The sequence below is a fragment of the Leptospira levettii genome (assembly GCF_002812085.1).
Classification (GTDB): Bacteria; Spirochaetota; Leptospiria; order Leptospirales; family Leptospiraceae; genus Leptospira_A; species Leptospira_A levettii.
Genome location: NZ_NPDM01000001.1, coordinates 610,442 through 631,987, shown reverse-complemented (window position 1 = coordinate 631,987; position 21,546 = coordinate 610,442). Strand labels below are relative to the sequence as shown.

Genomic DNA, 21,546 nt, shown 5'->3' with positions numbered 1-21,546 from the left:
ATCATTTTTATTTGACTCGTTTGTTATTTAACACTTTCTTATATGTCTGCAATAAATCATCGATATAAAATGGTTTGCTGATAAAACCATCCATCCCTACTTCTGAACACCTTTGTTTATGTTCATTTAACACGTGTGCAGTGACAGCAATGATGACTGATTTTTGTTCTTTATTTTTTTCCATTTCCCTAATTTTGGTAGTGGCTTCAAAGCCGTCCATGATTGGCATTTCACAGTCCATTAGAATTAAGTCATAGTGTTTCTTTTGGCACATTTCAACGGCTATTTTCCCATTCTCAGCTAAATCATAATTGATGTTTTGTTTTTTTAACAGGCCACCAATGACTTTTTGGTTGAGTACATTGTCTTCCACTACCAAAAATGATTGGTTGGAAAAATTTTCAGAAATATTTTGAACTGTGAATTTATCTTCCGTATCCTCACGATTTAGAATTGGATTGGTAACTGTTTCCCTCGGTGTGGAGAGAGGAATCATACACCAAAACGTGCTACCGACACCCTCAACACTCTTGACACCAATTTTTCCATCCAATAACTTTACCAATCTTTCTGAAATAGCCAAACCAAGTCCTGTCCCACCATACTTTCGTGAGGTGGAAGCATCCAGTTGTGAAAATTTTTGAAACAAAGAGGAGAGTTTCTCTGAAGAAATTCCAATTCCAGAATCCTTAATTTCAAATAGAATCATTTGGTCTTTGATTTCGACATGAAGGATGACGTATCCAGTTTCAGTAAATTTGATCGCATTTCCAATGAGATTGAACAAAATCTGACGAATCCTGCTTGGATCTGATATGATCATTTCGGGAACTTTGGGATCAATTTGATAAGAAAATTCTAACTGTTTTGCTTGGGATTCGATCACAAATAAATCGAAAATTTCTTTGATTAAATTTGGTAAATGGAAAGGTATATTTTCGATTTTTAATTTCCCAGCATCAATCTTAGAGAAATCTAAAATATCGTTTAAAATATTTAAGAGAGCTTTTCCTGCGTCGACAATGGTTTTTAGATAGTTTTTTTGTTCCGAATCTAAATTGGTATTAAATAAAATTTGAGTGATACCAATGACTCCATTCAGAGGAGTCCTGATTTCATGACTCATAGATGCTAAAAATTCTGATTTTGCATGACTTGCCATTTCTTTTTCTTCATATAACTCTTGTAATCTTTTTTGTGTGATATTTAAGCTGTTTAAGATTGAATTTTTGTTATTTGTAGTCTGAATTTCTCCTGTAAATTTCCCTTCACCAAGTAATGAAATTCGGCGAAAAACTTCATCTACACTTCCCCCCATAATAGACACTAATGATCTATGGGTTAAATATAAAGTAATCCCAAAAATTATACCAGAGAGGATTAAGACAGTACGTAAGAAAAAAACTTTTTCTTTTGCATCTAAGATTGCTTGTGAAGTCCTCTCGTCGAGTTGGATATATAAATCATTAATTGGTTTCATAATTTCTGCTTTGCACTTCAAATAATGATCATCAAATAAGATCCTGATTGCTTTTGGGTTGGACCTTCCTGTTTTTAATTCTTCTTCAATCAAAGACATAGATTCAAATTCGATTTTGGTAAGTTGGTCCGATTTTTCTTTTGATAAGGAGAGTAATGAATAATCTGATTCCTTAAAATCGGCTTGTTTCATTGCATCATAGATACTGATCTGTTCCCCTTCTTCCGGTGGAGGAGGTAATTCATCTGCAATGACTAAATCCCAATAGGCATAATCGTAACCCTTTGGTCTAGGTTTTTCACCATTTCGAATTTCTAAAATTCGTTGGAAGTAGTCTTTGTATTTAGGTTTTTTCTGGATTGCATACAAACGAACTAGGTTTGTTAGTTGGTCGGAAGATTGCCTCAGTTCGTTGGCAATTTGTAAGGATTTATATCGATTTTCTTCTGCAGCATCTATGTTTCGTTCGCTTGCTGTATAAAATGCGAAGGCTATAGAGACAAAAATAAATAAACTAAAATTGGTAAGTAGGTAAGGAAACAGTCTCCTTTTCGGCATCCAACTTGCATCCAACATGGCGATACTCTAGTCAAAAAACAAAAGTAGTAAAGAATAATATTCAAATCAAAACTAAATTTTGTGATGAGACAAAATGGATAACTGGAGTTCTGAATCTTTGTATCATGTTCGGACATAGTAATTGTTGTTTCTACTAAATATGTCAGTTCTAAGACTCACCTTCCATATAGGCTTGTAATTCTTGTTGTAATCCTTCTGGAAGGCTTAGGCCTCTTGCGCGGATTCTCTCATTGTACTTATTAAAAGACATACGATGTTGGTTGGTATTTAGATACCCTTCCAAAGCTTCTGAAGCCCAAGGAATGATTTCTTTGACAAAATCATGATTTTCTTCTAACTGATCACAAAAAGGAATAAAAAGCGGGCGATTGACAGGTCTTCCAATATTACGATAGAATAACAGACAATAAAGTGTCTCATCACCCAGAACAGTTTCTGTTCTAATTTTTTCTTCTACATATTTTAAATTGATAGAATCTAAATAATCAATATTAAACGATTCAGGTGCTAGTCGTTTTGTAACAAATTTTGAAATTTCAGCTTTAACGAAAGTTAGGTTGTTGCAATGGTGGGGACATGAACCTTGGTCTTTGTGCAAGTCACATTCGAGTAATAGTATGCAGTCCACATCGGAAGTTGGATCAACAATCCCAAAATTGATGGAACCGAGTAGTTCAAGAGCAACTTCATAACCTTTTCTGGAAAGTTCTTGAGTCGCAAGTCGAAAAGCTTGCATCCGTTTTAAGGCATATTTTGTATCATAATTCCGATATTTATTTTTGAGAACGAGATACCTTTCGACTATATTTTTTGACATGTGATTTTTGTTGATTGGGTTTGGATTTGTTTTTTAGTGAACGCCATCTGGCAAAAGAATACAACACCTTTTGTATTGGGAAAATTGAAATTTCGCCGATAATTGACTACAGGTAGGAATCACAATTGGAGTTTTCTCTCTCGGACAATCAGGTTTCAAAAAGAAATATGTCCAAGTTGTGCATTTGGTTCCTTTTTTTCATTTTACAATTTTCAATTTGGGCAGGGGAGGAAGACCGCAGGAATCCACTCTCAGGTTTGTATCTTTCCCCACTCCAGGTGATTTCCATGGAGGAAGTCAAATCTCTCGACACTGAAAAAAGAATCAACATCGATGAAGATTCTGGGATCGCCCTTCGAGATGAGCCAAAACCTGTGGATCCGAATGCACCTGATGTTCCTGTCATACCTGGTGCTGATTTACCTGTGGATCCAGGACAGGAAACAGGTCCCAAAAATTTGGAAACTAAGATCCGTGAGGCGGAAGGTCTCTTAAAACGATATTATAGCCAATTCATTGAAGAAAAACGAATTTGGGAAGATCGTGAAAAAGGTAATGTTTATAATTCTCGCACAGAGATGAATGACATTCGGTTATTACTTTGGCAAAGTACACACAAACATTCTGAAACCTTTATTGTTCGTGACTCACCACTTTTGTATTATTTGCATACCAAACTTGCAAAACTTTATGTAGAATCTGAAAAGTTTGCACCTGCTCTAAGACATTACATCGCGGCCTTTCGTTACCATCCACTAGAGATGACCGAAGAAGGTTTCCGTATGGGCGAATGGCAAAAAGAAGATGTGCTTGGATATGATGAAAGTTCTGCCAAAGAACACGAAAGATTGTACACGGAGTGGATCCAAGCAGAACAAAAATTAAAAAAAGCAAAGGATGACATTCATCTAAAAGAAAGCAATTGGATTCGAGAAGGAAAACAGTTATCTGAATTGGTATCTCAAAGAAAACTTTGGAATGATGAAGTTCGTTTGATTGAAGAATCCAGAAAAAAAGCAAAATCAAATTATGAAGATTCTTATAATAAAAGGTATTTGGCTTATCTAAACAAACGAAAACAAATCGAGTCTAATGATCTTTATGCCTTTGCCAATGTTGTTAAAAAACTTGAAGATGATAACAAAGAAAGACTCAAAATTGTAAATAAATTAGGAACAGCAGGAAAAGGAATATACGTTCTATTTGATTATAAAAGAAATACTGATTTTTTTGCTTATGAGTTAATTTTAGAAAGAGCTTATCGCATATGGAATGAAAACCCCAATGTATTAAATGACATCGCCGAACAATATAGGCAAGATGGGAAAAAAGAAAAAGCTGCTGATTTTTATGAAAAGGCTTTAACCGAGTATTTGAAAAATCCTAATCCAAGTGATGAAGAAAAAGAAAAAATAATAAAAGCCAATTTGCGTTTAGCAACGATTAATGCTGATTTAAAAAGAAATATTTTAGCCGGAAATTATTATGAAACATTTTTTAAATTAAGTCCAGATACACCTGAAAAAACAAGAGTTTCCTATGAAATTGGTGTATTTTTCAATCATAAGATTGGAGATCCTGAAAGAGGTGCCAGTTTTTTAACCTATTGGTTAGAGAAAAATAGTAAAGATTGGAATCCATCCTTGGCCCAGGATACAGGTCTTCCAGAAATGGAATCCATTGCATATTTTTATCTCAGTAAAAAAGATAAAAAACTCAAAAGATTCGAATTAGAACAAAACAAACTGAACATTGCACTCATGCAGTGGAAAAAAATCGATGAGAAACTCATCGTAGCAGAAAAAGAACGCTTAGAATTAATTGAGAAAAAACAAACTTTGAAAAAAGATTTAATGGTCACAACTCTTGATGATGCTTTATCCCAATATAGATTAATGGATTTAAAAATCGAAGACCAAGAAGCTGTGATTCGTGTTTTAGAAACGAAACGGAATAAAATTCCTCTTATTAAAATCTTATTTCGATTAGGAGTTCTTGCAGAGGAAAACCGTGATTATAAAAAAGCCCAAGAGTATTACGAATTCGTAATCAAAGAAGGTGGGGAAACAGATATCCGTGTTGCATTAAAAGAATTGGAAAGAATTAAAAAAATATTAGAAACGGGAAATATAGAGCCACCAATTAACGAGAGTATTTAATGATTTCATCGGTTTGATCGCCAGCTAATTCTTGTTCTAGATTTTCCTGTGTATATCCTTCATCAGGCAAAACTCTAAATTTTACTTCGTCAACGGTGTCACCTTCATGAACGATTTTAATTAGGTATTCGCCAGTTCTTAGTAAAGAAAATTCATCCCGTATCGCTAGACTATCTGGTTCTACTCGTTTCTTTTTAATATCAATTTCCACAAAATCCAATTCATAACGATTGAGTGAAATATGGAAATCTGTCTCGAGTCCAGGATTCCTTGAAAATTGGTAAACATAATGAATGGTATCAGTTGGAGAAAAAATAAGATCATCCCTCATCATTTTATAGTCAGTGATGGTTTGGATGTGTTGTTCCAGAATGTCCATTTCTTCCATTTTGGTAGTTGTCCAACCAAATTCACCTTTGGGAACACCACATTGGATAAAAACTAACAAAGATAATGTGGTTAGAAATCGAGTGGTGTTTTTTAGGAGATTCGTTTGGAAAAAATGGGCAAATTTTGCCGACGAATTCTGTCTCATCTTATTTAGAATTTCGTCCAAATTGGAAATTTTCTCGTCTGAAATTGGAAGTTATTCGATTATTTTTCCACGGTCTGAGATGTCTTTTTCATTGGATTGGGGGGCTTTGGGCCTATTTTGGAATGTTTCCCTTTGGTTTTTCCCAAGTTCTTCCGCAATTTTTGCAGGTAAGATCAAAATGCGACTCACCCAACGTAAAATGAAAAAAAGTAAAATCGATAGTACAATGATTTTTGCCATATGGAATCACCTAGAACGGAGTGTGATCGGAAGGTAACGATCTTCTTCATTTTCACCCCAACCGAGTCTTGTTACTCCATACAATCCAACGAGCAAAAAAAGGAAAACAGAAACATACAATATTGGATTGTATTCTTCTGAATAAAATACTTTTCCTTCTCCTGGTTTTGGAACTTTTTTTGGAGTTAAAGGAAGTCCGAATTTTCGCGCTAAAGATTCAATTTGAATGAAATTGATAACAGGGATCTCCCGTTCTAAAAACGACTTAATCACAGAATTGGGAATATGTACTTCTTCTGGTAAATCAGTGATCAATCCATTTTTAAAAACTTGTTTGCCCAAACTTGTTCCTAAAATCGTTGTACCTCCACCTACATTGATAAAAAGTTTGATGGGTTTTCCTTGTGATAACTCATCATAGTATTTCATTCTTTTTTCAATTGAGTCTTCAAAGTGGATTGGATCTAATAATTTAACTTTATTTCGTTTGAGTGCGCGTAAAAGCATTTCTTTCCCTTCTTTTGAAGTGCCTGCTGCTTTGTCTTGGATTCCACCTAATGATGCATAACTAGAACGAAACGAAAATATACCAGAAGATTCTAATTCATTTTCCATATCAAGCCATAACATCTGAGGATGGTTCGCTCCAAATTGAGATGCTGAAGCACTAGATACAATGATTGGTTTTAGTTTTAATGTATCTAATGCAGCAAACAAACAAATGTTCAGTGCAGGGAATGATCCAGAGATAGCAACAGCTACTGTGTCACCTTCCTCTACTTTAGCTTTTTTAAGGAATTGAACCATTACTGCGGCAAAGTTTGGGTTTACTGAAGTTTGTTTTGCCTGTAAAGAACCACTGTTACTTGTCACTGGAGTTAAAAATTCGCCTATTAAACCAGAGTTAGTTGGATCAAACTCTCTATAATCAGGTTTTTTATGTTTTAAAAGTTCGGGTTTTAGGATCTGGAATCCACGTTCAGCTAATTTAGCAGCATGTAATTTTTTTTTGAAGTATGGTTGCTCTTTTTTTACCTTACAAGTTTCGATTAATAGTAATCCCATTACACCAAGGACGGCCAGTAAAAATAAAGCGACACGTGAATGTTGCCAAGGTGACCAATAAACTTTTGTAATCATAAATTTTCTAATTCATTTCCTAAAAGAAAAATTAAAAGAATTTTCACAAAGATAGCCGCTAAAATCAATACGGAAGTCGTTTCCAATACTCCTTGTCTTTCGTACCAAACAGCAATGAGTCCAGGAATGATGAATCCGATTCCCCTTACTTCTGATAAATATAATAAATCAATGTCTGGTAAAATTTGATAATTTAATAAATAACCAAAAAAGTATCCAAATAACAAGATGAAGACTATCTTTCTTTTGCCAAAGATCATTAAAAATTTTGAGAGAAGTTCAACGCAGATAAATGATAAAAATGCGATGAGGAAAGTGAGCGCGATATTTTTGGGATGTGTGAGAGATAATGCAAGGTATCCTGGCACAACGAGTCCCGTACCTAAAATACCAAACAATTCTGAAAAAACCAGACTAATCACCAAACTAAGTCCAATCGACAAAGGGAGAATTTCATTCATATGTTTGTTCTGACCTATTCTTAAAGTATAAAGACAAATTCATTCCAAGTCCCACTATATTCCCCATTCCAAATACCAATGATTGTTTTGGAAGTATTGAAAGTAATGATTCAAATATTCCATCTAAACTTAAGTGTTCCCATACATAAATAGGAACTTCCGTATTCGAATATGATTTTAAACATTGAAACGCAAATGTCGTAGATGAACCTATTAAAATAATGGCATCATAACCTTCCCAATTGGCAAACTCTTTTGTGAGTTGTATGGTTCTTTCTGGACGATCTTCTCTTGTATGGAATAATATGAATCGTTTTTTAATATTTGGATACCTTTGCAAAATTGAATTCCAGATGAGTTTTGTGCTACTAGGATCATTGGCTGCCATTGCATTTGCGTAGATAAACTCTTTTCCAAAAAAGTGAATTGGTAATACGGAAAGAGCTCCTGGATCTGGATTTACTTTCCACATTGCATTTAAGGCATCATTTCGTTCCACTCCTAATAATTCACAAACTTTAAGAGCGAGATATACATTCTCTTTGTGTTCCCAATATGGAAACTTTAAGATTTCTTCATCAGTAACAGTTTCAATTTCTTCTTTCGATAGGATGATTGCTTTTGTGTTTCGGTCCAAACAAACGTCTAGGACTTCTTTTTCAAAATCGTTTGGACCCACAAATAGTGTCCCATTGATTGGGCTTGCAGACAACAATGTTTTTGCGACATCAATTAAATTAGGTCCCATAATTTCCAAGTGATCTTCTCGAATGTTTGTGATCACTCCTATGTCAGAATGTAATATTTGACCTTCACTTGCCCACTGGTATCGAGGTTCCAAAGCCATACATTCCAAAACAACTATATCGGCTCCAGATGATTTTGCTTTTTTTAGAATTTTGATTTGTTCCAATATGGATGGTTTCCCAAATCTTGTAATGGATTTTTCGGAACCATCCGGGAATATCATACGAGCAAGTGTTCCTGTCGTTTTTGCAAAAACAGAATGTCCTGAGGATGAGAGACCAGCTCGTATAAGTCTTGTTACGCTTGATTTTCCCCTTGTTCCGTTGACATGGATTCTATGTTTGAATTTTTTTAAAGTCAGATTATGTAAGATAACCTCAATAGTATAATAAATTACTAAAACCAAAATAATGAGAAAAAATAAGGTGGCATTTGGTTTCATATTAAAAATTCCAGATGATACATTTCCTTCAAAGGAATGTCATTTGATTGTAACGTAAATTTGCGAAGATGCACGTAGTTTTCTATGAGCATACGTTACAAATTCTTATTAATATTGAGTGTGAGTCAAATTCTTCTTGTAATTGCTCTCACAACGAGTTTCGCCTACCTTTTACAATCAGTCAAAAATATCCCACAAACACAAAGAGCGGAAGATTTATCACGAAACTTTCAGCGAGAGTTAGAGTTTAAAGAAGAAAAACTCAGGTTATTATTGGAAGAAATTACCTTTAATGCAAGAACAAGGGAGATTTTGGAACGAGGACTTAATGATCGTCAAGTTTTACAAAGAGAACTTCCTTATTTACAACAAATTTTAAAACGGTATGGTCTTTCCATTTTTGAGCTAGGTGATAGCCAAGGAAAAGTAGTATTTCGTGTTCATAGGCCAAAAGATTTTGGAGATGATAAAAAAAACCAACCCATTATACAAAATGCTCTGAATGGCCAAGCGACAGCAGCCTTGGAAGATGGTCATAGTGGACTTGGATTTCGTTTGGCGGCACCACTTTTTGGTCGAGGTACAATTCTCATTGGCCAAGTGGTTGATGATAATTTTACAAAAACAATTTCAAAAGACAATCGAATTCATCTAGCAATTTTTCAGGAAGGAAAGGTGAAAACAGTAGGATCAGATATGATCCGAATGGTGATGAATGAAAATCCAGACTTACTTTTAGAAGAACAAAGATTTCATTTCCAAAATAAACCTTATTACTTAGTAAAAATTCCATACGTAGGAAGTTCACAAAAAATCAAACAACTCGTTTTTCATGTGATGATTGATGAGAACGAGGTAGAATCTAAAACTTGGAAAATTTGGTCCTTTTTCGTTGTCGCTTCTCTAGTGTTATGTGGCGTAATCTTTTTGATTTCCTTTTTATTTTCTCGAGATATGGTGGAAGCAATCAAACTCTTGACTTCTGCGATGGTTGATTTAGACCAATGGAAACCTGAAACTTTGCCAACCCATAGAAGTGATGAAATAGGGCAGATGGGGCGAGTTTTTGTTGAAATGAAAGAGGAGTTAGCAGAACACCAAAATCATTTAGAAGAGATGGTAAACCAGCGCACTAGAGAACTGAATGATACTTTATCTGAAATGCAAAAGATGCAGGAAAAACAAGATGGAGATTATTTTTTAACATCACTACTCATCAAACCACTAAAGGGATCATTTGCAAAATCAGAAACTGTTTCGATTCAAATTTTTGAAAGGCAAATGAAACAGTTCCAATTTCGTAATAAACAATCCGAGATTGGTGGAGACTTATCTGTTTCTGATTCTATTTATCTCATGGGGAAAAAATACACTGTATTCTTAAATGCAGATGCTATGGGGAAATCCATACAAGGTGCTGGTGGTGCTTTGGTTATGGGAACAGTATTCAAATCCATTATCACTCGTACTCAGAAACTAAGGTACATGCAGGACAGACACCCCGAACGTTGGTTAAAGGAATGTTTCCAAGAAGTACATAATGTGTTCATTAGTTTTGATGGGCATATGTTACTTTCCGCTATTTTAGGTTTGGTGGACGAAGAAACAGGTACATTGTACTACATCAATGCAGAACACCCTTGGATTGTTTTATACCGTGATGGTGTAGCAAGTTTCTTGGAAAACGAACATTCGTTGCGTAAGATTGGTTTTACCGAAATGAGTGGTGATGAAGTAGTCATTCAAATTTATCCATTACGTCCAGGTGACGTATTGATTTTGGGATCCGATGGCCGTGATGATTTGTTTGTGGGTCATTCTGGTGGAAACCGTATGATTAACGATGATGAAACAGTTTTCCTTCGTCATGTCACAGAAGGTGCAGGAGACTTAAAAGAGATTTGCCGTGTGATGATGTTATTCGGTGAATTAACTGATGACTTGAGTCTGATGAGAATATCCTTTTTAGAAGAAGTTGCATATGCTGCAAAAGAATCTACAAAGAACAATACATACTACAAAATGTTAGGTGAAGGAATACAATCCTACAGAGATGGTGAATGGAATAATGCTATTTTTGCTTTAGAACTTGCCTTGGAATCAGAACCAGATGATTTATATTGTTTGAGAGAATTGTCCAAACTCTATATGAAATCTAAGGATTATGAAAAAGCGATTGTTCTAGCAAATCGATATCTACAACTAAATCCAGGTGATACAGACTTTTTATTTTATATTGCTTATGCACATAAACAAAAAAGAGATTTTGTACTTGCGACAGACTATGCTGAGCGACTCAGGTATCGAGATCCGAAGAATTTTAACAACTTGCTTTTGTTAGCTGAAATATTGATGCATAGAAGAGACATCGAACGATCTAAAGAAGTTTTACTTGCATTACAGGAAATGGCACCAGAAAATCCCAAAGTTTTAAAACTAAAAAACTTTTGGAAAAAAATGGTAACAACTTCTGTCACGTGAGGTTAGAGTTTGTTAAACGAAGAAAATTTGAGAAACAATTAAGAGTGAAAGGACTCGATTGCTTCTTCTGTGGATTCGAAGATTTGGATCACGGATGAAATTTTTGAGATTCTAAAAATTTGACGGATGGTTTTGGAAACGTTTACGATTCTTAATCCACCCCCTAATTCGGTGAGTTTGTCATTGAGAGACATGATGAGTCCAAATCCAGAGGAATCGATAAAACTGACTCCTTCCAAATCAAAGATAAATCGATGTTCGGATTGGGACGCAGATTCTTTGATCCTTTCTTTGAGAATGCCGGCATTTAACATATCTAAGTTGCCAAACAATTTAAGGACTACAATTCCGTTAGATTTAGATTCTGTATATTCCATCGAATCGCTTAGAGAATAGCCAATTTAAAAATTTGGTCAATAGTTTAATTCACAAACTTATCCCATTTTTCATCCACAGAAATGGTCCGTAAAATCCGCCAGATCAGTTTGGAACCATTTTCTGAATTGGTCATGATGACCACTCCATACCCCTTTTCAGCGTTAAAAATGGCCAAAGACTTATGTCCCTTTGTATGGCCTCCATGGAAAAAATACTCTGTTTTTCCAGTCCGATTGAGAAAAAATCCATGAGCGACAAGTGCATGTACGGTTAAACTTGCCGCACTCATTTTAGGTGAAAGTAGGTATTCAGCAGATTCTTTAGTTAAAAATTCAGAACGCCCTTGTTTGGCTTTTGCCACTTCGTTAAAAAGAGTTCCAATGTCCTCTGGGGTTGTCCATAATCCACCAGATGAAAGTTCTGGGGTTACGAATTTTTTTTCAGGTAAAATCTTTCCGAGTTCATCGTAACCATCACATCTATCATCTTTTTCCGTTAGATTTTGACGGAACGTACTTCGTTTCATATGTAATGGATTGAATACATATTCCTCCATCAAAGTGGGAAATGGTTCTCCAGTTCGCTCTGTTAAAATTTCTTGGACAATACTATACCCACCACCCGAATAACGAGACTTTGTTCCAGGTTTATAATATAGTTTGAGTCCGTTTCCTTTGGAAACATTGGTATCCTTTAAATCTTTAAGGTGTTTTTTACCTGAATTAACTGGATGATCCCAATTCCCTTTTTCAGTTAAACCACTCGTATGCGATAAGAGTAAATCTAAGTTAACGACACTCCTTTTTTTACCCTTCGGAACGGACACTTTGTACTGTTTTAGTTTGTTAATCCAATTGGAATATAAATCTAACTGTCCCGATTCTACTAATCGTAATGTTGCAGTTGCTGTCATCGTTTTGGACAAAGAACCAGCGCGAAATAGTGTTTGTTGTGTTTTTGTTCCATACATCTTTTTCCACTGTAAGTTATAATTTTTAAATACAGCAATGCCTAGAGATGGAACTTTCTCTTCTTTCATAAAATCTTCAATGTACAATTCGTTTGGAGAGTTTGTCTTTTTTCTGAGATTTAATTTTTTTGCACTGAATATAATTTCTGTTAAGGTGGACTTAATAGAAGATAAATCACCTTTACTAACTCCGTAAGGACTTACGATGGTGATAAAAATTCTACTCTTTAAATCGTGGTAAATGAAATTGGAAACTCCATTTTTTTTCCCATATGCCCAGTAAAAATAGTCTCCAACATAAACTCCTTCTCCAAAAGCGATTGGATCTTCTGATATGGCATCTGTAAGAACAGTTCTTTTGATGATTGATTCTTTTGCTTCTTTGGAAATTCCTTTGGTTGTACGTATCGCTTCTGAAAAAATTTTTAAATCTTCTGGGGTACTTAAGATACCACTGTTGCCAAGGAGTAGATCGTTTGGATCCACTTGAGAATGTTTCATTTCCAAAGGTTCAAAAATTTCTTTTTTCACAACACTTGCATAAGGTTGATTGGTTACAAACTCGATGAGATAGGCCAAAAATAAATAATCCAATCGACTGTACTTCCAATATTCACCTGGTGCAAAGTTTGGTTTGAAGTTTGATTCTAAAAATGATCTTTTGATATCATCTCGTTTTAAGTTTGATCTTTCAGAGTCAAAATTAGGCATAAACTCAATAATTTTTGGAAGGCCAGATGTATGACGTAACAAATGTTCAATTGTGATTTTAGGATTTGGAAACCATTTAAGGTGTTTTTGTATGGGATCAACAATGGATATTTTTTTTTCTTCTGCCAATCGATGGATTAAATATGCAGTGAATAATTTGGAAGATTCACCTAACGGAAAAGCATGTTTTTGGAAGAGTTGTGAACGTTTCCTGCGTTTTCCAGAATATATGGTTTCACGGAATAATACTGTATCATCCTGAGAGATAAGGACTACACCTTGGAACCCTTCTTGTTTGATTTTTTTACGGATTTTTTCTTTGGTTTCTTCGGAGAAAGATCCAATCCCATCTTCTGAACAGTTCCATACAAATACACTGAACAAAAGATAGGTAAAGACTCGAAACATCATAGGAATTAGGGAAAATTAATTTCTATGAATTAGACTTGGGTGGTAACCTTCTGGAGCCTCAAAACCTAATAAATCCATCATGGTGGCGGCTACGTTTGCAAGACCTGCTTCCTTTAAATTTGATTCGAGTTGGATTTTACCTTTCGGATCATACAGTACAAACTGTACTGGATTGAGGGTGTGACTTGTTTTGGGAACAGGTTTACCATCTTTTGCAGTTTGAGCATTTCCTTTTTTGTCTAATTGGTACATTTCGTCAGCGTTACCATGATCGGCAGTGATACACAAAACCGTATTTGTTTCATCACAAATTTTTTTGATTCGATCCAAACAAACATCTAAGTATTCCAATCCTTTGATTGTTGCATCCATATTTCCAGTATGCCCCACCATATCTCCATTGGCATAATTCACTCTTAGGAATGGAAATTTATGTGATGTTAGAGCAAGAACCAAATTGTCAGTGATCTCTTTTGCTTTCATTTCAGGTTTTTGGTCAAAAGGGATGATATCTGATTTTACTTCTTCATATGTTTCTAAGTTTTGATTGAAGTAACCAGAACGGTTCCCATTCCAAAAAAAAGTTACGTGGCCAAACTTTTGTGTTTCGGATAATGCGTATTGTGCTATCCCTTCATTGGCAAAGTATTCACCCATCGTGCGGTCGATTGTCGGTGGAGCAACTAAGTATTGTTTGGGGATAAATAGATCACCATCATATTGCATCATACCTGCAAATTCTACTTTTGGATATCGTTTGCGGTTGAGAAGTGGTAAATTTTCTTCTGTAAATGCCCTTGAAATTTCTATGGCTCTATCACCTCTGAAGTTAAAAAATACAACAGAGTCATTGTCTAAAATTTTTCCAACAGGGTTACCACTTCCATCACCAATCACAAATCCAGGAAGGTATTGGTCGATCACAGAAGGATTTTCACTGCGGAAAGTTTCGATCGCTTCTTTTGCAGAAGAGAAAATCCTACCTTCACCTTCCACATGGTGTTTCCATCCTCTTTCAATCATGGACCAGTCTGCATCATATCTGTCCATAGTTAACTCCATCCGACCACCACCAGATGCAATTAATATGTCAATGCCAGATTTTCTATGGGAATCCAAATATGTTTCGAATGGGATAAGGTAGTCTAACGCTGATTTTTCGGGAACGTCTCTTCCATCTAATAAAATATGTAATCTTATTTTCTTTATATTTTGTTTGATCGCATTGTCGATGAGTGCTTTTAAGTGATCTATATGGCTATGAACGTTGCCATCAGAAAAAAGTCCGATCAAGTGAAATGTGGATTGATGATCCAAACAATTGGAAACAATTTTATTCCAAACAGGTCCATTGAACAAACTTCCATTCTCAATGGATAAAGAAACAAGTTTTGCCCCTTGGTCAAATATACGTCCTGAACCAAGCACATTATGACCGACTTCTGAGTTTCCCATATCTTCGTCACTTGGCATACCAACGGCTGTCCCGTGTGCTTTTAGTAATACAGTTGGATGGTTTTTCCAAAGTCCTTTTAAAACTGGCATATTTGCCTTTGCAACGGCATTTCCATTTTCAAATCCTTTTTCTGTGTAACCCACTCCATCGAGTACGATGAGTAAAACTTGTTTGGTCAATGCACCTTGTGGATGTTTCTTTAGAGTTAACATAAATTAGATTCCCCTGTCTTTTTCCATTTTGAAAATTAGGGAAGATTTTGCAACTGGAAGATGTCGAAAGGAGTTAACTCCACGGAACTAGGAATCGGGTTTAACAAAACATTTCCAATGTTTGTGTCATAAACATAAATCCCTGGTTTTGTAAAATCCGTGGAACCCACAAGTAGTTTCCCTTCGTTTGTGAGTAACAAACCTGATAAACTAATCCCAATATTTCCTGGGATTTGTAATAGTGTTCCAATTTTTTCACCAGTGCGTGGACGAAAGACTTGGATGGTTTTGTTAAATCCTGCATCTAAAACCGAGGCATAACCATACTCATCATTTTTAATCTGAAACGAAAGGATATCACCACCAGCTGTTTGTTCCGAAAACAAACGATTGGGATGGAACTGGCGTGTACTCAATCGGAATGCAATGATACCAGCATCAATTTGTGAAATGAAACCAACTCTTCCTACGCATGAAAATACCAAATGGGGTTCCCCAAATAAAAAAACTTTTTGGATTTTGGAACTTGGATTTCGATAGGGAAGTGTATACACTGCTTTGATTTGATTTAAATCCATATCCACTTCTACTAAATAAGAATCGGAGTTAGGAGGAAGGTATCCAGAGACATCATTTCGATCAAGTCGTTGTAGTAAAACAAACAAACTCGAACCATCTTGGATCATATAGGAAGCTTCTACGGAACTATCTGGAATTCCTGATGTGGAAAAAGTTTCACGAAGAGATGTAAATGATACACTTCCGATTTTGATTCCAGAGGAGCGGTTATAAATCACAAGTTCATCAGCATTGTACAAACTGATAAAATATTTATCATTCCAAACTGATATATCTTGAGGATTTTTCCCTTGACCAGCACTAAACTCTTGTTCGGTGAGAAATCCAAATTGAGGATTTAAAACTTGGATGGAGTCGCGATTCAATCGATTGACAATAAAAACTCGGTCATTTGTGTATCTGCCAACTGCATCAGAATGAATAGGGATCGAAGTTGGAAACGTGGTAAACGAATTTGGCTCAAAAGTTTTGAACCTTCCTCCACTGGCAAAATCGGAAGTGACAACTCCAACAGAAGTAGGGGATGCAGATAAAAATAAAAATTGAAATAAACTTGGTTTTTCAATTTCTAACTGGCTACAATGGGAAAATAGGAGGAGTGTAAAAGGTATGTTAAGTAAATGTTTCCAATATCCGGATGAACTTTGCATTTTCATTAGAATCGATAACTCCCTGTCACATAATAACTGCGACCTGGTAAAGGATAACCAACCAAATCTTCTACACGTTTGTCTGTAAGGTTTCTAACTTCAAAACTTAAAATCAATTCATTTCCAGTCTCCTTGTTTTTGTAAGGTGAATACTGGATATAGAGATTCCAAAATTGACGTGCTGGTAAATAACCCAAATATTCATTGGTTCTGTCTCGGAAATTTGCCCCAATGTATTGGTATTCAATTCCCAATTCCGATTTTTCATTAAAAAAAGCGAGTAAGGCACTCCCTTGGCTTTTGGAACGAAGTGGAAGGTATTTACCATTTAACGCAGGTGATTCGGAGTAATTTTTTGCATCTTGGTAAGTATAATTTAAGTTAAACTTTATTCCTTTTTTCCAGATGATGTTTTGGTTTGTTTCAACACCTCGTATGAAAGCTTGGTCGACGTTTTCTGGGCGTAACGTAAATTGAGAGTTTGGTAAAAATAAAATCATATCGTAAATTCGTTTTTGAAAATAGGAGATATCGGACTGAATTTTCCAATTGGAATCAATTTTTGAATTTAGGTAAAATCCAAAATCACCATTTCGACTTTGTTCAGGTCTCAGTTTTGTATTTCCTACAATACTTCCTCTTTCACCGAATAACTCTAAAAAGCTGGGAATCCTGAAGTCCTTGCTGATATTTGCAAGTGATCCAAATTCTAAATTCTCTTTTTTAATCAAAATCAATTTGATTCCGAAACTTGGATTAGTGAAGTTTTGTCTGACATAAAAAACATCAGAAGTAGGATCAAGAAGTTGGTTTCGTATACTTGTTTCATCTTTTCCAAAACGATCGGTGTATCGTTCAAAACGTACTTGTGGGACTAAAAACAATCGGTTCGAAAAAAGTCGGATTTCATCTTGGAAGGTGAAACTTTGGGTATCCCTTCTTTTTTTCGGTTCCTTACGTTCTGTTTCGTGATTTGCTCGTTTTTCGTATCGTGTAAAAAACTCTTGTTCTGTTTGGATCGATGTTCGTAAAACTTGATAATAATCTAACAAGTACAAAGTGGGAGAGATTTGAAATCCATATTGGTTGGTTTTTGTGAACGCATCAGGTGTTCCAAAACTAAATTCTGATTTTGGATCAAACAAATCATCTTTTGCAAAATTCCCATAAGTTTTGGTTTCCAATGTCAAATTTGTTAATAAAAATTCATTGGTTTCTGTTGTAACTGCTGAAGATAATTTACTAAAAACTCTACCAACAGAAGTGGTTTGCCGATTGCCAGGACCAGGTAACCCTTGTTTTCTGTGGATATAATCATTTAAAAAATTAATTTTTGTTTTACCAACTTCAAATGATACATTACCAGTGAAGCCAGTTTTCCGAAACTGTGCATTTCTCCTTTCATCGATGGTATCATCATAGGTATTGAATAAAACAGTTCCTTTGTTGTTTAGGTAAGCAAAGTTTTGGTCCGAAGTTTCCTGTAGTGCCTGGATAAAATAAGAACCACTTGAGAATTGGTCCATATGGGTTACAGTTGCCTTGGCAGTTTTAAAACTACCTCCCATCAAATTCACACGAGTGATAGGTTTATCAATTTTAGTTTTGGAAACTAAATTGATGCTACCACCAATGGCTGATCCAGAAAACCCAGCTGGTGTTCCTGATTTGTAGATTTCAATTTTTTCCAAATTATCAAAAGGTAAATCTGCAAGGTTGATTTCACCACCTAACGAGTTGTTGATAGGAACTCCATTCCAATACACTTTTGATTGATTGGGGTTTGTACCTCGTAAGGAAAGTGTAGAGTAGGAACCAAGACCACCATATTGACGAACTCTAACTCCCGCTTCTCGATTCAGAATATCAGGAAGACTCATGTAGCGAGTGTTTGATGATTCGAGATTGATTTCTTTTTGAAAGCCAGTTGGGTTTTTGCTAAAATTTGTATTTTTAGAGGAGGATTCTACATTCGCTTTGATTTCTACTGTTTCTGGTTCTTTAGAAGGAGAAGATTGAGAAAATAGAAAATTTGGTCCGAGGAACAAACAAACGAGCAAAAATAAATTGAATTTGGAAATCATGAAGCCGTTTTTTCTCGGTACTTAGCCAAACTGGAATAGGAAAATTGAGTGTCAATTCCCTAAAGGAAAAAAGCATTGTACCCATGAGACATTACGACGTATTCGGCGTAGGAAACGCCCTGGTAGATATCATTGCATTCATCGACCCAAACTTTTTAGAAAAACAAAATATCACAAAAGGAGTGATGACCTTAGTTGACGAAACTAGACAAGGTCAAATTCTTGCCGACCTCCATAATGAGAAAAAGGAACTTCGCTCTGGTGGAAGTGCTGCCAACACGATGATTGCGATCGCCAATTCAGGTGGGACTTGTTGTTACACTGGCAAAGTCACTCACGATACTTACGGTGAGTTTTATAAAAAAGATATGGAAGATGCTGGAGTTTTATTTGAAACTACTCCTGACAAAAACGGTCACACTGGCACTTGTGTTGTCCTCACCACTCCAGATGCAGAAAGAACAATGCTTACAAACCTAGCCATTTCGACTTCTCTTGGACCGAATGACATCGATGTAGAAAACTTAAAAAAAAGTAAGTATGTTTATGTAGAAGGTTATTTGTGGGATGGGGATTCTACAAAAAAAGCAAGTGAACTCACGATGAAACTTGCAAAAGAAAACAATATCAAAGTTTCCTTCACTTATAGTGATCCATTTTGTGTAAATCGTTCTCGTGATGAATTTATCCACCTAACAAAAGAATATGTTGATGTAGTTTTTTGTAATTCTGAAGAAGGGCTCGCTTTGAGTGGAGCAAAAACTCCAGAAGAAGCCGTCAAATTTATCTCCACACTTTGTCCTTTGGTGTTTATGACCGCAGGAAAAGAGGGAGCTTACGTAGCAGAAAATGGGAAAATCACATTGGTTCCAGGATTTCCTGTCAAACCGATTGATACAACGGGCGCAGGGGATGCTTTTGCTGCGGGAGTTTTGTATGGACTCACACAAGGTTATTCAGCACAAAAATCAGCAAGATGGGGCAATTATGTTGCTTCGCGAATTGTATGTGAAGTAGGACCAAGGTTATCTGTAAGGCTCATGGGCCGACAAGATGAAATTTTAACAGGGTTCCAAGACAAATAAGGATTCGATTTATTTTTTGTGAAAGTCCATCCATAAGGTATGGATTTTATCTGCAATTTCAAGAGGGGCGAAGGGTTTTTCAATCACACCAATGCCCCCTCTTTTTTGGTATTCTAAAATCTCATTCTTTAACACACGTGATGTGATAAACGCAACGGGAATCTCTTTTGTTTCTGGAAAAATTTTTAATTCTTCAATCAGTTCCATTCCATTCATTCCAGGCATAAGTACATCAAGTAAAATTAAATCTGGTTGTAGGATAATGGCTTTTTGTAAACCTTCTGGACCAGTTTTTGCAAAACTCACTTCATAACTTGAGTTAAATGCCAATGCAATTCTAAGAATTTCAACTATATCTTCTTCATCTTCTACGATTAGTACATGTTTTAAATTAGGAAGATTCATTGCCCAAATCCTGCAGGAATTTGTCCTGGTTTTACAATGGGTAATTCAATCGTGAAAACTGTCCCAGTATCATCTGATAAAAAATAAATGTTTCCTTTCATGGCTTCAACAAAACCTTTTGTAATCGATAATCCAAGTCCAGATCCACCAACGAGTTTGTCTTTTGGAGGTGCACCTTGTGCAAACCTATGAAATAATCTGGGTGCAAAATTGGGATCGATTCCGGGTCCATTGTCTTTGATGAGAATTTTTGCCTTTGTGTCATCTGATTGAACTGAGATAGTCACTTCCGAAAACTTAGGTGTGTATTTAACGGCATTGGAAATCAAATTGGTGATGCAGTGATTTAACCGATCTTCGTCTACATAAACAGTTGTTTGTGGGAAATTAGAATCGAAGTTTAATAAAACATGGTATTGTTCGGCAAATGTGCGCATACCATCAACAGAAGTTTGTAAGATTTCTTTTAATGAATATGTTCTGAATTTAAAATTGATATTCCCTGAGTCTAAGGCTTCTATATCTAGTAAATCCGTTACAAAACGAACGAGTCTTTGTGTGTTTTTCCTACAGATATTGAGTAAGGACTTGGTTTGGTTGGAAACTTCTCCAGCAACTCCCGCAAGTAACAAATCAATTGATCCTTTGATGGAAGTAAGTGGAGTTCTCAGTTCATGACTTACCAAACTGATAAATTCATTTTTTAATGCTTCTGCTTTTTTTCGTTCCGTGATATTACGAATGATGGCAAGTGCGTCAACATCTCCGGTTTTGGTAAATCGCGCTTCAAAACATTTTTGTCCATCAGAATCGGGAAGGGAATATTCAACTGTTTTGGTTTCTCCTAAATCAATAACTTGTTCCAATATGGAACGAATTTCCTCTAATATATTTTCAGGGAAAATTTCGCTTATGTCCGAATAACGAAGGTTTGTTTCTTTGTCCTTACAATCCCAACCTGTAAAATGTGGGAATTCTTTATGATTAATCGTTTTTCCATTCCGATGGATCCCATACAAGGAGTCTGGTAGGGCATTTAAAATGGTTTTGTTTTTTGTGATGATTTGGCTAAATTCATCTTTTGCATTTTTGGCGTGTGTGACTTCTGTGGCGATGATGATTGTGAAATTTTCTTGTGGGAAAACTTGCATATCATACCAACCCATTCCATCAAAGTATGTTTCTTCTGAGCGAAAGGTTTTTTTTTCTTCAATCGCTTCCTGGAGATGAGTTCCGAATTCGAGGGTTTTTAACACTGGAAATAAATTCCAAATATTCTGCCCTAACATTTCTTCAGCGGATTTGCCTGCCATTTCTTCCCCTTTGGCATTGACATAGGTATAATTTCCTTCTCTGTCTAAGACAAACACCGAATTCGTACGTGTTTCTAGGATTTTGTCAAAGTATTGTGGGACAAAATTGTGCCAATTTTGGCCTAGAAGTTGCTTTGCATCAAAAAAGCTCTCTTCATCCTTGAAAAAGCTTTTGATTTTTTCTAGAAATTCATTCATAGGTGCAGGTATA

At 35.7% G+C, this 21,546-nt stretch carries 17 protein-coding genes; 3 read left to right on the top strand and 14 right to left on the bottom strand.

Annotation, left to right across the window (positions count from 1 at the left end; all coding sequences use genetic code 11):
- Positions 1 to 7 precede the first annotated feature (7 nt).
- Complete coding sequence (locus tag CH354_RS02840) at positions 8 to 2,038, bottom strand: ATP-binding protein (protein WP_243395939.1); 2,031 nt, start codon at positions 2,036 to 2,038, stop codon at positions 8 to 10.
- Positions 2,039 to 2,207: 169 nt separating this feature from the next.
- Complete coding sequence (locus CH354_RS02835) at positions 2,208 to 2,876, bottom strand: hypothetical protein (RefSeq protein ID WP_100715791.1); 669 nt, start codon at positions 2,874 to 2,876, stop codon at positions 2,208 to 2,210.
- 167 nt (positions 2,877 to 3,043) lie between these two features.
- Here CH354_RS02835 and CH354_RS02830 point away from each other — a divergent pair, with 167 nt between their 5' ends.
- Entirely contained in the window at positions 3,044 to 5,035 is a 1,992-nt protein-coding gene (locus CH354_RS02830) for a tetratricopeptide repeat protein (protein ID WP_100726082.1), read from the top strand.
- Here CH354_RS02830 and CH354_RS02825 read toward each other — a convergent pair.
- Genes CH354_RS02825 through pgsB form a run of 5 tightly spaced genes read right to left on the bottom strand, consistent with a single transcriptional unit; the run spans position 5,019 to position 8,600 of the window.
- Entirely contained in the window at positions 5,019 to 5,570 is a 552-nt protein-coding gene (locus CH354_RS02825; protein WP_420843815.1) for an LIC_12238 family plasminogen-binding lipoprotein, read from the bottom strand. The two genes, CH354_RS02830 and CH354_RS02825, sit on opposite strands and share 17 nt — an antisense overlap.
- 51 nt (positions 5,571 to 5,621) lie before the next feature.
- Positions 5,622 to 5,810 (bottom strand): hypothetical protein, encoded by a 189-nt coding sequence (locus CH354_RS02820; protein WP_100726084.1) that lies wholly within the window; start codon positions 5,808 to 5,810, stop codon positions 5,622 to 5,624.
- 6 nt (positions 5,811 to 5,816) lie between these two features.
- Positions 5,817 to 6,947: a poly-gamma-glutamate system protein gene (gene pgsW, locus CH354_RS02815; protein WP_100726421.1), complete on the bottom strand. Its 1,131-nt coding sequence runs from the start codon at positions 6,945 to 6,947 to the stop codon at positions 5,817 to 5,819.
- A complete protein-coding gene (gene pgsC, locus CH354_RS02810) occupies positions 6,947 to 7,411 on the bottom strand; it encodes a poly-gamma-glutamate biosynthesis protein PgsC (RefSeq protein WP_100715787.1) in 465 nt (154 codons plus the stop codon). The genes pgsW and pgsC overlap by 1 nt, the downstream gene beginning before the upstream one ends.
- On the bottom strand, positions 7,404 to 8,600 hold the full coding sequence (pgsB, locus tag CH354_RS02805; protein WP_100726085.1) for a poly-gamma-glutamate synthase PgsB: 1,197 nt from the start codon (positions 8,598 to 8,600) through the stop codon (positions 7,404 to 7,406). The genes pgsC and pgsB overlap by 8 nt, the downstream gene beginning before the upstream one ends.
- A gap of 84 nt (positions 8,601 to 8,684) precedes the next feature.
- On the opposite strand from pgsB, the gene CH354_RS02800 reads away from it, so the two are divergent.
- On the top strand, positions 8,685 to 11,081 hold the full coding sequence (locus CH354_RS02800; protein ID WP_100726086.1) for a SpoIIE family protein phosphatase: 2,397 nt from the start codon (positions 8,685 to 8,687) through the stop codon (positions 11,079 to 11,081).
- Between the two features lie 38 nt (positions 11,082 to 11,119).
- On the opposite strand, the gene CH354_RS02795 is transcribed toward CH354_RS02800, so the two are convergent.
- Genes CH354_RS02795 through CH354_RS02775 form a run of 5 tightly spaced genes read right to left on the bottom strand, consistent with a single transcriptional unit; the run spans position 11,120 to position 18,532 of the window.
- Positions 11,120 to 11,458 carry an STAS domain-containing protein gene (locus tag CH354_RS02795; protein WP_100715784.1) on the bottom strand — a complete coding sequence of 113 codons (339 nt, stop codon included), beginning with the start codon at positions 11,456 to 11,458 and terminating at the stop codon, positions 11,120 to 11,122.
- 44 nt (positions 11,459 to 11,502) lie between these two features.
- A complete protein-coding gene (locus CH354_RS02790) occupies positions 11,503 to 13,551 on the bottom strand; it encodes a serine hydrolase domain-containing protein (RefSeq protein WP_100726087.1) in 2,049 nt (682 codons plus the stop codon).
- Between the two features lie 15 nt (positions 13,552 to 13,566).
- A complete protein-coding gene (gpmI, locus tag CH354_RS02785) occupies positions 13,567 to 15,219 on the bottom strand; it encodes a 2,3-bisphosphoglycerate-independent phosphoglycerate mutase (protein WP_100726088.1) in 1,653 nt (550 codons plus the stop codon).
- A 35-nt stretch (positions 15,220 to 15,254) separates the two neighbouring features.
- Positions 15,255 to 16,454, bottom strand: coding sequence for a hypothetical protein (locus CH354_RS02780; RefSeq protein ID WP_243395937.1), 1,200 nt, complete (start codon positions 16,452 to 16,454; stop codon positions 15,255 to 15,257).
- On the bottom strand, positions 16,454 to 18,532 hold the full coding sequence (locus CH354_RS02775; protein WP_100726089.1) for a TonB-dependent receptor plug domain-containing protein: 2,079 nt from the start codon (positions 18,530 to 18,532) through the stop codon (positions 16,454 to 16,456). Before CH354_RS02775 ends, CH354_RS02780 begins: the two co-directional genes overlap by 1 nt.
- An 83-nt stretch (positions 18,533 to 18,615) precedes the next feature.
- Between CH354_RS02775 and CH354_RS02770 the strand changes: the two genes are divergently transcribed.
- Entirely contained in the window at positions 18,616 to 19,617 is a 1,002-nt protein-coding gene (locus tag CH354_RS02770) for an adenosine kinase (protein WP_165780315.1), read from the top strand.
- A gap of 9 nt (positions 19,618 to 19,626) precedes the next feature.
- Here the strand turns inward: CH354_RS02770 and CH354_RS02765 are convergent, their stop codons facing one another.
- Together CH354_RS02765 and CH354_RS02760 are read right to left on the bottom strand one after the other, a co-directional pair.
- On the bottom strand, positions 19,627 to 20,022 hold the full coding sequence (locus CH354_RS02765) for a response regulator (RefSeq protein WP_100726090.1): 396 nt from the start codon (positions 20,020 to 20,022) through the stop codon (positions 19,627 to 19,629).
- On the bottom strand, positions 20,019 to 21,533 hold the full coding sequence (locus CH354_RS02760) for a PAS domain-containing sensor histidine kinase (RefSeq protein ID WP_100726091.1): 1,515 nt from the start codon (positions 21,531 to 21,533) through the stop codon (positions 20,019 to 20,021). Before CH354_RS02760 ends, CH354_RS02765 begins: the two co-directional genes overlap by 4 nt.
- Positions 21,534 to 21,546 lie beyond the last annotated feature (13 nt).

Coding starts and splice junctions, on each gene's coding strand:
- CH354_RS02830 (WP_100726082.1), top strand. CDS start 3,044: ATGTCCAAGTTGTGCATTTGGTTCCTTTTTTTCATTTTACAATTTTCA.
- CH354_RS02825 (WP_420843815.1), bottom strand. CDS start 5,570: ATGAGACAGAATTCGTCGGCAAAATTTGCCCATTTTTTCCAAACGAAT.
- CH354_RS02765 (WP_100726090.1), bottom strand. CDS start 20,022: ATGAATCTTCCTAATTTAAAACATGTACTAATCGTAGAAGATGAAGAA.
- CH354_RS02790 (WP_100726087.1), bottom strand. CDS start 13,551: ATGATGTTTCGAGTCTTTACCTATCTTTTGTTCAGTGTATTTGTATGG.
- CH354_RS02775 (WP_100726089.1), bottom strand. CDS start 18,532: ATGATTTCCAAATTCAATTTATTTTTGCTCGTTTGTTTGTTCCTCGGA.
- CH354_RS02780 (WP_243395937.1), bottom strand. CDS start 16,454: ATGAAAATGCAAAGTTCATCCGGATATTGGAAACATTTACTTAACATA.
- CH354_RS02820 (WP_100726084.1), bottom strand. CDS start 5,810: ATGGCAAAAATCATTGTACTATCGATTTTACTTTTTTTCATTTTACGT.
- CH354_RS02770 (WP_165780315.1), top strand. CDS start 18,616: ATGAGACATTACGACGTATTCGGCGTAGGAAACGCCCTGGTAGATATC.
- gpmI (WP_100726088.1), bottom strand. CDS start 15,219: ATGTTAACTCTAAAGAAACATCCACAAGGTGCATTGACCAAACAAGTT.
- CH354_RS02800 (WP_100726086.1), top strand. CDS start 8,685: ATGAGCATACGTTACAAATTCTTATTAATATTGAGTGTGAGTCAAATT.
- pgsB (WP_100726085.1), bottom strand. CDS start 8,600: ATGAAACCAAATGCCACCTTATTTTTTCTCATTATTTTGGTTTTAGTA.
- CH354_RS02760 (WP_100726091.1), bottom strand. CDS start 21,533: ATGAATGAATTTCTAGAAAAAATCAAAAGCTTTTTCAAGGATGAAGAG.
- CH354_RS02795 (WP_100715784.1), bottom strand. CDS start 11,458: ATGGAATATACAGAATCTAAATCTAACGGAATTGTAGTCCTTAAATTG.
- CH354_RS02835 (WP_100715791.1), bottom strand. CDS start 2,876: ATGTCAAAAAATATAGTCGAAAGGTATCTCGTTCTCAAAAATAAATAT.
- pgsC (WP_100715787.1), bottom strand. CDS start 7,411: ATGAATGAAATTCTCCCTTTGTCGATTGGACTTAGTTTGGTGATTAGT.
- CH354_RS02840 (WP_243395939.1), bottom strand. CDS start 2,038: ATGCCGAAAAGGAGACTGTTTCCTTACCTACTTACCAATTTTAGTTTA.